The 11,806-nt window shown below is 69.4% G+C and carries 10 protein-coding genes; 8 read left to right on the forward strand and 2 right to left on the reverse strand.

The window, feature by feature from the left end; all coding sequences use genetic code 11:
• The first annotated feature begins 98 nt into the window (after positions 1-98).
• Both OOT46_RS16890 and OOT46_RS16895 read left to right on the forward strand, forming a co-directional pair.
• Positions 99-881, forward strand: coding sequence for a DUF4397 domain-containing protein (locus OOT46_RS16890; protein WP_265404794.1), 783 nt, complete (start codon positions 99-101; stop codon positions 879-881).
• A 154-nt stretch (positions 882-1,035) separates the two neighbouring features.
• Positions 1,036-1,905, forward strand: coding sequence for an NUDIX hydrolase (locus OOT46_RS16895; RefSeq protein WP_265404795.1), 870 nt, complete (start codon positions 1,036-1,038; stop codon positions 1,903-1,905).
• 49 nt (positions 1,906-1,954) lie between these two features.
• On the opposite strand, the gene OOT46_RS16900 is transcribed toward OOT46_RS16895, so the two are convergent.
• The gene (locus OOT46_RS16900; RefSeq protein WP_265404796.1) at positions 1,955-3,136 is read right to left on the reverse strand and encodes a phospholipase A; all 1,182 of its coding nucleotides are present in this window, start codon (positions 3,134-3,136) and stop codon (positions 1,955-1,957) included.
• Between the two features lie 203 nt (positions 3,137-3,339).
• Between OOT46_RS16900 and OOT46_RS16905 the strand changes: the two genes are divergently transcribed.
• From OOT46_RS16905 to OOT46_RS16920, 4 genes are all read left to right on the forward strand, one after another.
• Entirely contained in the window at positions 3,340-3,897 is a 558-nt protein-coding gene (locus OOT46_RS16905) for a cytochrome b (RefSeq protein ID WP_265404797.1), read from the forward strand.
• 37 nt (positions 3,898-3,934) lie between these two features.
• Entirely contained in the window at positions 3,935-4,501 is a 567-nt protein-coding gene (locus OOT46_RS16910; RefSeq protein ID WP_265404798.1) for a YceI family protein, read from the forward strand.
• Between the two features lie 44 nt (positions 4,502-4,545).
• Positions 4,546-5,130 carry a YceI family protein gene (locus tag OOT46_RS16915; protein ID WP_416136210.1) on the forward strand — a complete coding sequence of 195 codons (585 nt, stop codon included), beginning with the start codon at positions 4,546-4,548 and terminating at the stop codon, positions 5,128-5,130.
• A gap of 227 nt (positions 5,131-5,357) precedes the next feature.
• A complete protein-coding gene (locus OOT46_RS16920) occupies positions 5,358-7,649 on the forward strand; it encodes a penicillin-binding protein 1A (protein ID WP_265404800.1) in 2,292 nt (763 codons plus the stop codon).
• 33 nt (positions 7,650-7,682) lie between these two features.
• Here OOT46_RS16920 and OOT46_RS16925 read toward each other — a convergent pair whose 3' ends face one another.
• Positions 7,683-8,012 (reverse strand): hypothetical protein, encoded by a 330-nt coding sequence (locus OOT46_RS16925; protein ID WP_265404801.1) that lies wholly within the window; start codon positions 8,010-8,012, stop codon positions 7,683-7,685.
• Positions 8,013-8,520: 508 nt separating this feature from the next.
• On the opposite strand from OOT46_RS16925, the gene OOT46_RS16930 reads away from it, so the two are divergent.
• Positions 8,521-10,275, forward strand: coding sequence for a DUF1800 domain-containing protein (locus tag OOT46_RS16930; RefSeq protein ID WP_265404802.1), 1,755 nt, complete (start codon positions 8,521-8,523; stop codon positions 10,273-10,275).
• A 7-nt stretch (positions 10,276-10,282) separates the two neighbouring features.
• Positions 10,283-11,728 (forward strand): DUF1501 domain-containing protein, encoded by a 1,446-nt coding sequence (locus OOT46_RS16935; RefSeq protein ID WP_265404803.1) that lies wholly within the window; start codon positions 10,283-10,285, stop codon positions 11,726-11,728.
• Positions 11,729-11,806 lie beyond the last annotated feature (78 nt).

An 11,806-nucleotide genomic window follows, 5' to 3' on the forward strand; every position in this document is an offset into this window, starting at 1 on the left:
CGGCCTTGCCTTCCGGCCACTGCGCGTGACAATGTGTGCCTTGCGGCAACGGCGCGTGCCGTGCGCGCATCGACAAGCAGAACGACGAGGAAGCCCAGATGTCCGAGATCAAGACCCCGACCCGGCCCGACGCCTTGCGCCGTGCGCTGACCCTGTCGCCGCTGGCCCTGGCCGCCGGCGGCTCGCTCGCTCTCAGCGCCTGCGGCGGCGGGGGTGGCGATGCCGGCGACAACGGCGACAGCGACGACCCGCGGCTGCGTTTTGTCAATGCGAGCAGCGAGTACACCACGCTCAAGGTTTTCCTGAACCGGGACAGCCGACCGGTGATCCCGGCCCTCGCCAACGGCGGTGCGACGACCGGCTACGACTGGCTCAGCCGCGGCACCCATAGCGTGCGCATGACCAGCAGCGACCCCGAGGGCGAGATCACCGGCAGCAAGGATTTCGCCGAACGCACCTACACCACCGCGCTGGCCTACGGCCCCCGGGGCCTGAACGGCCGGCTGCTGTTCATCGACGAAAACGAGGACGGCCCGGGCAGCTTGCAAACCAAGCTCCGGGTCGTGCACGTCTCCACGCTCAACGGCAACCTGGACGTTTACGTCACCCGTTCCGACCTCACCAGCCTGACGAACGAAACGCCCTTGCTGAGCAATGTGCGCTACGGCGACCTGAGCGCCTTCGCCACCCGCAGCTCGGGCAGCGTGGCGCTGCACCTGACCGCCGCCGGCAGCAAAACGGAGCTGCTCTACCGCGCCGTCTTCACCGCGCCCAGCAACTCGGTCATCACGCTGGCGCTGCTGCCCCGCAACGGCGAACTGAATGTCACCGCGCTGCCACAGCGTCAGAACGGCAACCCGATCGACAACCAATTGCCCTGAGCATTTCACGCCCAGCTGCGTTCGAACGATGGACGGCGGCTTCGGGGAGCACGAACGGTAGTGCACGCCGTTCGTCGCCACGCTTGCACTGGCCCACCTGCCGTCCGTCGGATAGCGGGTGTGGGCGGTCGCCCACCTCCCTAGACTCCGGCGCATGCTGTCCAGTCCCCTGCCGTCACCCTTTCCCGCCGTGCAGGCCGCACGGCAGTTGCGCAGCGACCGGCGGCTGCCCTTCCTGATCGGCGGCCGTCAAGTCGGCTCCGTGGCCCGCGAGCACCTGCCGCTGTTGTCCGACTGCGCGCCCTGGCTGCAGATCGGCGCCAACGGCGTGCGCATGGACGACCGATTGCGCAACGAGGTGCAGCGCAGCGCAGCGCTCTGCGCGGCCAACCAGTCGCTGCGCGACGACGGCGTGTTGACCGGCTGGCGCGACGAGACCTATGCCGTGGTCGCCGAACTGGGCAGCCCCGTGCTCGCCTTGATCGAGCGCGCCGCGGCCCGCTTCTGGGGCACCTTGACCCTCGGCGCTCATCTGAACGGATACGTCGCCGACGGCAGCGGCCGCCCGACCCACCTCTGGATCGCCCGGCGCGCGCTCAGCAAGACCACCGACCCCGGCAAGCTCGACAACCTGGTCGGTGCCGGCGTGCCGCATGGCCAGACCCCGTTCGAAGCCCTGGTGCGTGAGTGCTGGGAGGAGTCGGGGCTGCCGGCCGAACTGGCCCGCATGGCGACGCCCGGCGAGCGCCTGCGCCTGCATCGCGACGTGCCGGCCGGCGTGCAGCACGAAGTGCTGCATGTCTGGGACCTGCAACTGCCGGCCGACTTCCGGCCGCGCCGCATCGACGGCGAGGTCATGGAGCACCGCCTGCTGCCCGTCGCGGAGGTCGTCGAACTGCTGCACGGCGAAGAGATGACCGTGGACGCCGCGATCGCGACGCTCGGTTTCCTGAGCCGGCGTGGCCTGCTGCCCCGCGGCCTGACGGACTGGGCGGAGGTCGAGGTCGAGGCCGTCGCCGCCTGAACGGCCTTCCCCCCCGGCGGCGCGCCTCCCGCGCCGCGCCCTCGAAGCGTCAGAACTCGAACAGCGTCAAGCCCGCTCCCAGGCTGGTCTGCTTGTGGTTGTAGTCCAGCAGCGTCTCGCCATAACCGGTGAAGGCCTGCAGATACCAGCGCAGCCCGTCCGGTTGCGCCCGATCCACCGGGTAGGTCCAGTCCAGCTGCAGGGAGCCGTGCTTGAGGTCGCGCAGGTTCTGGCGCCAGCGCAGCGAGGCCGTCGCGCTGCCGGGCAGCCAGGTCACCGCCAGCTCGGTGCGGCCGACGTAGCGTGTCAGGTCGGGGTTGTCGTTGTCCTCGGCGTCCTCCCGCAGGCGTTTGCTGACGCGACCGTACACGGTGATCTCGCCGCGCTCCAGCCCGGCCCCCACATAAACGCGATTCCAGCTGCGCGACAGCGGGTCGGGCTGCCCGTTGGACTGGTGTGCGAGGCCCGCCTGCAGCATGCTGAACTGCCAGCCGCCCGGCAGGCGGCGCAGTCCCTCCGGCACCGGCACGACATAGATCAGCTCGGGCTCGAAGTCGGTGTTGCGGAAAGGCGAGGACTCCTTGCGGTTCCACACCTGCCACAGCGACTGCTGCGTGTAGCCGAACCACAGGTCCGCGTCGGGCAGCAGCAGGCCTTCGGCGATCTTGGTGCGCACCGACAGCTGCAGCTTGGCCTCTATGCGCTTGTAGTCCGGGCCGCTGCCGGTGCTCGGGCGCGTGGGGCTGTCGGGGCGGCGGTTGATGTCGGTCGTGTAGTGCACCGGCAGCAGAAAGTTGGGCCGGTAGGTCTTGAAACGGAAGGTGCCGCGTTTGTCGGCCCGGTCCAGCTCCCAGAAGCTCGACCACAGGCTGTGCGACCGGCGCACTTGCAAGCCCGGGCCCGAGCCGGTCGCGACCGCCGCCGCTTCGCCGGGCCGGCCCTCGGCGGCAGCCGCGGGCAGCGCAGGGCCTTCGGCCGCGGCGGGGTTCGAGGCGGCCGTGGCACCCGGCTCAGGGCGTCCTGCCAGCCGGTCATAGCAGGCGAGCCGCTCCGCGTCGGCCGCCACCTCGGCACAACTCCTGAGGCTCAAGGGCTGGACCGGTGCTTCGGCCCGTGCCGGCACGGCCCACGCCAGCAGTGCGCCGCCGGCGAACAGCAGCGGCAAGGCACGCAGCCGGCCCGCGTGCGGCTCCGCGGCAGCGCGGAAGGGGTGTTGGGCATCTTCTCGCATGGCGGGGAAGTGTGCCGCAAGACGAGAACAGCCCTGTTTCCTGAAGCAGCGGCACTTCAAAACATTCGAACGATTCCGTGAAGCAGGGTGAACTTCTTGTCGCACCCCGCCTCCTATGCTTCACATCTGCTTCAAGCATCTGTGCAGTAGATCTGCCTTCAGCCCGGCCGGCCTGTCCTTCTCCGCCCATTCAAGCTGTTTCAATGAAGTCCCAGCCTTCCACCCGCTACACCGGTCTCGCCATGGCCTTGCACTGGCTGCTGGCGCTGGCCATCGTCGGCGCCTTTTTCGTCGGGCTCTACATGACCGTGCTGTCGATGTCACCCACCCGGCTCAAGCTCTACAACTGGCACAAGTGGGCCGGCGTGCTGATCCTGGCGCTGTCGGCGGCGCGGCTGCTGTGGCGGCTGTCGCACCGCCCGCCCGCCTTGCCCGCAGCGGTGGAAGCGAAGATGCCGGCCTGGCAGCGAGCCGCCCACCATGGCACGCACGCGCTGCTGTACGCGCTGTTTTTCGCGGTGCCGCTGATGGGCTGGGCCTACAGCAATGCGGCCGGCTTCCCCATCGTGCTGTTCGGTGCGCTGCCGCTGCCCGACCTGGTGGCCCCCGACAAGGCCCTGGCCGAAACGCTCAAGCCCTGGCACGGCCGGCTGGCCTATACGCTGGCGGCGCTGGTCGTGCTGCACGTGGCCGCCGCGCTCAAGCACCACTTCATCGACCGCGACGGCCTGCTCACGCGCATGATGCCCAGCCGCGGCTGATGCCCTTCCCCCTTTTTTCCCGCGCAGGAATGCTGTCATGAACTACCTGATGTCCCTGGCCGCGACGGCGGTCGCCTTCGCTGCTGCCACGCCGGCGCTGGCTCAGCAGAAGCTGGTGCCGGCGCACAGCGAGATCGCCTTCGTCAGCAAGCAGATGGGCGTGCCGGTCGAAGGCCGCTTCAAGAAGTTCGACGCCCGCGTCGCCTTCGACCCCAGGAAGCCGGAGGCCGCCAGCATCGCCTTCACGGTGGACCTCGGCAGCGCCTCGCTGGGCGCGCCGGAGAGCGAGGCCGAGCTGGTCAAGCCGCTCTGGTTCAACCTGCCCAAGTTCCCTCAGGCCAGCTTCCAGTCGAGCAGCGTCAAGGCGCTGGGCGGCGGCAAGTACGAGGTGGCCGGCAAGCTCAACATCAAGGGCAACGCACGCGACCTGGTGGTGCCGGTCGCACTGGCCCAGTCGGGCGCGAACACCACGGCCAGCGGCGCTTTCACCATCAAGCGCCTGGACTTCAAGATCGGGGAAGGCGAATGGGCCGACACCTCGATGGTCGCCAACGAGGTGCAGGTCAGGTTCAAGCTCGCCCTCACCGGCGTGGGCCCGCTCTGACGATTTTTCTTGCTCCCTTTTTTCGTTCCACCCCCCTCTCAGAAATGGATGTCACCGTGAAGAAGACCTTCCTTGCCGCTGCCGCCCTGCTGTTCACCGCGATCGGCGCCCAGGCCCAGTCCACCACCTATGCGATCGACCCGACGCACACCTTCGTGACCTTCGAGGTCTCGCACTTCGGCACCTCGACCAACCGGGGCCGCTTCGACAAGAAGGAAGGCACGGTGGTGCTGGACCGCGCGGCCAAGACCGGCAAGGTCGAGCTGACGCTGGAGACCGACTCCATCAACACCGGCGTGGCGCCCTTCAACAAGCACCTGCAGAGCAAGGACTTCTTCAACAGCAGCGAATTCCCGACCGCCAAGTTCGTCGGCGACAAGTTCAGCTTCGACGGCGACAAGGTCACCGAGGTCGCGGGCACCTTGACCCTGCTGGGCAAGACCCACCCGGTCACCCTGAAGGCCAACCGCTTCAACTGCTACCAGAACCCCATGCTCAAGCGCGAGGTCTGCGGTGGCGACTTCGAGACCACCCTCCAGCGCAGCCAGTGGGGCATGACCTGGGGCCTGAACATGGGCCAGCCCGATGCCGTGCGGCTGATCGTGCAGGTCGAGGCCGTCAAGCAGTAAAGCCGCGGCGGCGCCTCCCTGCCGCTCGCCCTCGCCCCGCCTCGGCGGGGTTTTTTTTCGCCCGGCCACAGCGCCCGGGCCGTGCGCTAGCACTCAATCCGGGGCGCGGGCGGCGTTGGCCCCTTTCCTATAATCGGCCGCCTTATCCGCCCACTTCCATGCGCGAGACCGAGCGCACTGCCCCGCCCCCTTCTGCCTCCGACCCCGCGGCACCGCCCCCACCCTCGATGCTGCGCCGACTCGTCGCGGGGCTGGGCGTCGCGGTGGCTGCGGCCGGCGCCGGCCTGCTGCTGGTCGGGGTGGCGATGGCGGTGGCCTGGCCCAACGTGCCCGAGATCGACGAACTGATCGACTACCGGCCCAAGCTGCCGCTGCAGGTGTTCACGTCCGACGGCGTGCTGCTGGGCGAATACGGTGAAGAGCGGCGCCACTATGTGCCGATGGATCGCATCCCCCAGGTGGTCGAGGACGCGGTGCTGTCGGTCGAGGATGCGCGCTTCTACGACCATGTCGGCGTGGATTTCATCCGCGTGCTGGGCGCCGGCCTGCGCAACCTGGTCGACTTCCGCAGCGAAGGTGCCTCGACCATCACGATGCAGGTCGCGCGCAACTTTTATCTGCCGACCGAAAAGACCTTCACTCGCAAGCTCTACGAGATGCTGCTGGCCTTCAAGATCGAGAGCCAGCTGCCCAAGCGGCGCATCCTCGAGACCTACATGAACCACATCTACCTCGGCGAGCGGGCGCACGGCTTCGCGGCGGCGAGCGAAACCTATTTCGGCAAGCCGCTGGCCGAGGTCAGCCTGGCCGAGGCGGCCGTGCTCGCCGGCCTGCCGCAGGCGCCGGCCACCCACAACCCGGCCGTCAACCCCGAGCGGGCCCGGCAGCGCCAGCTGCATGTGCTCGAACGCATGGTGCGCAACGGCGTCATCAGCCCGGCCCAGCGCGATGCCGCGGCCGCCGAGCCCCTGCACTACCGGGTGCGTTTCGAGCTGCCGGACTACGGCCGCCATGCCGCCGAGACGGCGCGACAGATGGTCTTCGAGCACTACGGCGCGGACGCCTACAGCCGCGGGCTGCAGGTGGTGCTCACCATCAACTCGGTCGAGCAGCAGGCCGCCTGGCAGGCGCTGCGCAAAGGCATCCTGGACCACGAGCGCCGCCAGCCCTATCGCGGCCCGGAAGCCTGGGTGGACCTGCCGCCCAGCCCTACCGAGATCGACGCCCGCATCGCCGAGGCGCTCACCAAACACCCCGACAACGACGAGCTGCGCGCGGCGGTGGTGTTGCAGGTCGGCCCGCAGCGGGTGATCGCGGCACTGCAGAACGGCGAGGTGGTGGGCATCGACGGCGCGGGCCTGCGGCAGGCCACCGCCGCGCTCGCGGAGGACGCCAACCGCCGCATCCAGATCCGCCGCGGCTCGGTCGTGCGGCTGCTTCGGGAGGCCTCGGGCAGCTGGGTGCTGACGCAGCAGCCGGAGGTGAGCGGCGCCTTTGTCGCGCTCGACCCCCACAGCGGCGCCATCCGGGCGATGGTGGGCGGCTTCGACCCGGCGCGCAGCCAGTTCAACCGCGCCACCCAGGCGTGGCGGCAACCCGGCTCCAGCTTCAAGCCGTTCATCTACTCGGCGGCGCTGGAGCACGGTTACACCCCCTCGACCGTGATCAACGACGCGCCACTGCGGCTGGAGCTGCCGGGCGGCGACGGGCGCACCTGGGAGCCCCGCAATGTCGATGGCCGCTTCGACGGCCCGATGTCGCTGCGCCGCAGCGTGGCCACGTCCAAGAACATCGCGCCGATCCGGCTGATCCGGGCACTGGGACCGATGCAGGCCAGACAGTGGAGCGAACGTTTCGGCTTCGACGCCGAGCGCCAGCCGGCCACGCCGAGCCTGGCGCTGGGCACCGGCACGGTGACGCCGCTGCAGCTGGCGGCGGCCTATGGCGTGTTCGCGAACGGCGGCCACCGCGTCGCGCCGGTGCTGATCCGCCGCATCACCGATGCGCAGGGCCGGCTCATCAAGGCCTGGGAGCCGCGGCGCGCCGACGAGGCCGAGCGGGTGATCGAGGCGCGCAACGCCTTCCTGGTGGGCAGCCTGCTGCAGGACGTGACGCGCAGCGGCACCGCGGCTCGCGCCTGGCAGGCGCTGCAGCGCCCGGACCTCTACGGCAAGACCGGCACCACCAGCGACAACATGGACGCCTGGTTCGCCGGCTGGCAACCCGGCCTGGTCGCGGTCGCCTGGCTGGGCCACGACGAGCCGCGCCGCCTGGGCGAACGTGAAGGCGGCGCGACCCTGGCGCTGCCGGTCTGGATCGATTTCATGCGCGAGGCGCTGCGCGGCGTGCCGGTGGAGCTGCCGGTGCCGCCCGACGGCCTGGTGCAGTGGGACGGCGAGTGGTACTACGAGGAGTACACGCCCTCCACCGGCATCCCGACGCTGGGCATGGAGGACGCGCCACCACCGGCGCCGACCGAGGAAGAGCGGCGCGGCATTCTCGACCTGTTCAGGTCTTGAACGCGCCCGGGCTCAGGACGGACCGCCCGCGGTTCAGACCGCGGCAGGCACCCGCCGCCGCTTGACGATCACGACCGGCGGCTGCGCCGGGACGGACAGTCTCTGCCTCGGCGGTGCGACCTGAGGCGCCGCCTCCGCCCGCCGCACCGCGGCGCGGACCTGGCTGGTGCTGAGGACCGTCGAATGGTCCCCGTTCAACTGGAAGTAGTGGCCCTCGCCGTTGACCGCGAGCGCACCGATCTGCGCGCCGCGCTCGATGCTGCCCAGCAGCTCCAGCGTGTCGCCCTCCGGGCGCGGGTGCGTGAAGCGCCGCCAGTACATCTCGCCCAGGCGAACGCGCCATTGTTGGTTTCGACGTGCCATGGTCAGCCCTGCTGCGAAGTTCTCTCGAAGTTGATGCAAGCCGTCGCACTCCACGGCACCCGACGAACGGAGCGTTCGGGGCGACGAGGAGGTGACAACGGGGTCGGATTCTGCCGCTTGGTCGCGAAATTCATGTGAATCGACTGTCAGCTTTTACAGCACGCAACAACTCCATCAGGCGACCGCCAAGCCGCATGGCGCCTCGGTTTTGCGACGCCGGCAGCGGTTTCGTGAACAAGCTCACGAAGAATCGCCCGCCTCTCGAAAAACGGTCGTGCCCTACCGTGTGCGAAGCGCGAACCGGTCGGCAAGGGCTCGCTGATCTCGGCTCGCCGTCGTTGCGGCCCCGAACTTGCTCTTTGACGCCCCGGCTGAGCCGAACCGTCGCCCCCACCGCGGTTGGCCGGCCGCGCAAGACACAGGCAGTTTCAATACCGACCTGCTCGGTCGCTCGATGACTTTTTCGGGCCTCCGGAATTGCGCCAGCCATCGTAAGGAGGGATGCCCCTTGGAACAACGCGCAACACAAGCATTCTCAAAGCGCAGCCGGCTCGGCGCCGCTTTGAGCCTGGCCATCCTGCTCGCCGCCTGCGGCGGCGGCGGTGGCGGCGGTGACAGCACCGGCAACACCGATGCGCCCGGCAGCACGACGGGTGACAGCAACGAAGACGCCGCGATCGTCGCGGTCCCGACCACACAGCGCGATGCCGTGCGCCTCGCCGACCAGGCGACCTTCGGCCCCACCGAGGCCCTGATCGCCGAGATCCGGACCAAGGGTCGCGCCAAATGGGTGGCCGACCAGATGGCCGCGCCCAAGTCGCAGTACACCAGCGGCAACGGCGGCGCGGTGCACCAGCACACCGGCAGCGGCGACTTCTGCGAAGGCCGCGGGGCCAACTGCTGGCGCGACTGGTCCTCGACCCAGCCGCTGGTCTGGGACTTCTACCGCAACGCCGTGCACAAGCCCGACCAGCTGCGACAGCGGGTCGCGCTCGCGCTGCAGCAGATCCTGGTCGTCTCGAACCTGGAGGTGAGCGGCACCTATGGTTTCCGCAACTACCACAACGCGTTTCTCGACGAAGCCTTCGGCAACTACCGCAACGTGCTGAAGAAGGTCGCGCTGTCCCCGGTGATGGGCGACTTCCTGAACAACGCCAACAACGACAAGGCGGCGCCCAACGAGAACTTCGCGCGCGAGCTGCTGCAGCTGTTCTCGATCGGCACCTGCGCGCTCGACCCGGACGGCGGGCTCACGGGCCGCGTCTGCCAGCCGACCTACGACAACGAGCGCGTGCGCGCCTATGCCTACGCGCTGACCGGCTGGACCTATCCCCCGGGCGGTGCCACGGCCTGGGGCTGCTGGCCCAGGGGCGCCAACTGCCGCTACTACGGTGGCGACATGGTCAGCGTGGCCCAATACCACGACACCCAGGCGCGCGAGCTGCTCAGCGGCGTCAAGCTGCCGGCCGGCCACACCGCGCCGCAGGCGCTCGAAGCCGTGCTCGACAGCCTGATGAACCACCCCAACATGGCCCCCTTCGTCAGCAAGCAGCTGATCCAGCACCTGGTCACCAGCAACCCGCCGCCGGGCTACGTCAGCCGTGTCGCCCGGGCCTTCACGACCGGCAAGTTCATGAGCTTCGGCAGCGGCCAGCGCGGCGACCTCAAGGCCACCGTCGCGGCCATCCTGCTGGACGTCGAAGCCGGCAAGATCGACCACAGCACGCGCATCGGCAAGCTGCGCGAGCCGGTGCTGATGTTCACCGGCATGCTGCGCGCGATGAACGGCCACACCGACGGCGAACCCTTCGGCTGGTGGTGGGGCGACATGATGCGCCAGCACGTGTTCCGCCCGCCTTCGGTGTTCAACTTCTACCCGCCCGACTATCCCGTCGCCGGCACCTCGCTGGTGGGCCCGACCTTCGCGCTGCACAACGCGAACACCGCACTGCAGCGGCTCAACTACGCCAACTACCTGATCAACTGGAACGGCTCCAACGCCTCGGCCAGCATCCCGGGCGCCACCGGCACCAAGGTCAACCTGACGCCCTTCGAGGCCGACGCGCGCGACCCGGCGAAGCTGGTCGACCGGCTGTCGATGCTGGCCTACGGCGAACCGCTGAAAGGCAGCGGGCGGGCCGAGGTGATCAACGCCGTGGCGGCCTTCACGCAGCAGAGCAGCGGCAACGACTATCTGAAAAACCGGGTCAAGAGCGCCGCTTACCTGGTGTTCAGCGCCCCGCAATACCACGTGATCCGGTGAGAGCGCCATGACGACCAAACTGAACCGCAACGATCTCGAACAGCTCCTGATCCAGCGTCGCCAGTGGCTCAAGCTGGCCGGCGGCGCCCTCGGCGCAGCCGGCCTGGGCGGCCTGGCCCTGGCCCCGAAACGCGCCTACGCAGCCGACTACCGGGCGCTGGTGTGCGTGTTCCTCTATGGCGGCAACGACGGCCTCAACACCATCGTGCCGACCGACACGACCCGCTACAACCAGTACAGCGCGGTCCGCGCCGGCCTGGCCCTGCCGCGCACCAGCCTGACCACCCTGGCCGGCAGCGACTACGGCCTGCACCCGTCGATGGCGGCCTTGGCCACGGCCTGGAACGACGGCGCGCTGGCGCCGGTGTTCAACGTCGGCCCGCTGGCCCAGCCGCTCACCAAGGCCCAGTACCGCGCCGCGCCCAGCTCGTCCGATCTGATCCCCGACAACCTGTTTTCGCACTCCGACCAGCAGAACCTCTGGGAGACCGGCACCACCAACGCGCTGGCACGCACGGGCTGGGGCGGTCGCGCGGCGGCAGCCTTGCGCACCGTCAACCCGGTGATCTCGGTGGGCGGCAACGGGCGCTTCGGCCTGTCGGACTACGCCGCGCCGCTGGTGCTGCCGGCGCCGGGCGCGAACTTCGGCGTCGAAGGCCTGCAGGACACCAGCTGGGCGCCCATCGCTGCACGCAAGAAGGCGCTGGAGGCGCTCTACGCCGAGAACCACCAGAACGAGCTGACGCAGGCCTACGTCAAGCAGCAGCGCGACGCCTTCGCCACCTCGGCGCGGCTCGGGCCGCTGATCAAGATCAAGCCGGGCGACGCCAACGCCTCGCAGCCCATCAACCAGGCCTTCGCCTCGCTGATCGGCCCCGACGGGCAGGTCACCACCATGATCGGCCAGCAGCTCTACCAGATCGCCAAGCTGATCGAGGGCAAGGCCACCGTGCAGGGCGACCGGCAGATCTTCTTCGCGCAGCTGGGCGGCTTCGACACCCACGGCAACCAGATCGACTCGAACTCGACCACGGGTGAACACGCGCGCCTCTTGAAGATGCTGGGTGACGCAATGGGGGCTTTCTACCAGGCGATGAAAAACATCGGCATGGCGCAGCAGGTCACCCTGTTCACGCAAAGCGACTTCGGCCGCACCTTCAAGCCCAACAACAGCAACGGCACCGATCACGCCTGGGGCAACCACCACCTGGTGCTGGGCGGCTCGGTGAAGGGCCGCGCGACCTACGGCACCTACCCGACCCTGCAGCTGGGCGGGCCCGACGACGTCGGCGTGGAGTCGTGGGAGCAGCACGGGCGCTGGCTGCCGACCACCAGCGTGGCGCAGTACGCGGCGACGCTGCTGCACTGGTTCGGCGCCGACGACAGCCAGCTCAACGCGATCCTGCCCAACCTGGGCAACTTCGGCTCGCGCCGGGTGCTCGGCTTCCTCTGATCACGCGGCGGCCCGCGCCCGGCGGGGCCCCTCGGGCGCCAGCCGCGCGCCGGATCCGCGCAGCGCAGGGCGCCGGCG

This window comes from Aquabacterium sp. A7-Y, from assembly GCF_026153205.1.
Taxonomy (GTDB): Bacteria; Pseudomonadota; Gammaproteobacteria; order Burkholderiales; family Burkholderiaceae_C; genus Caldimonas.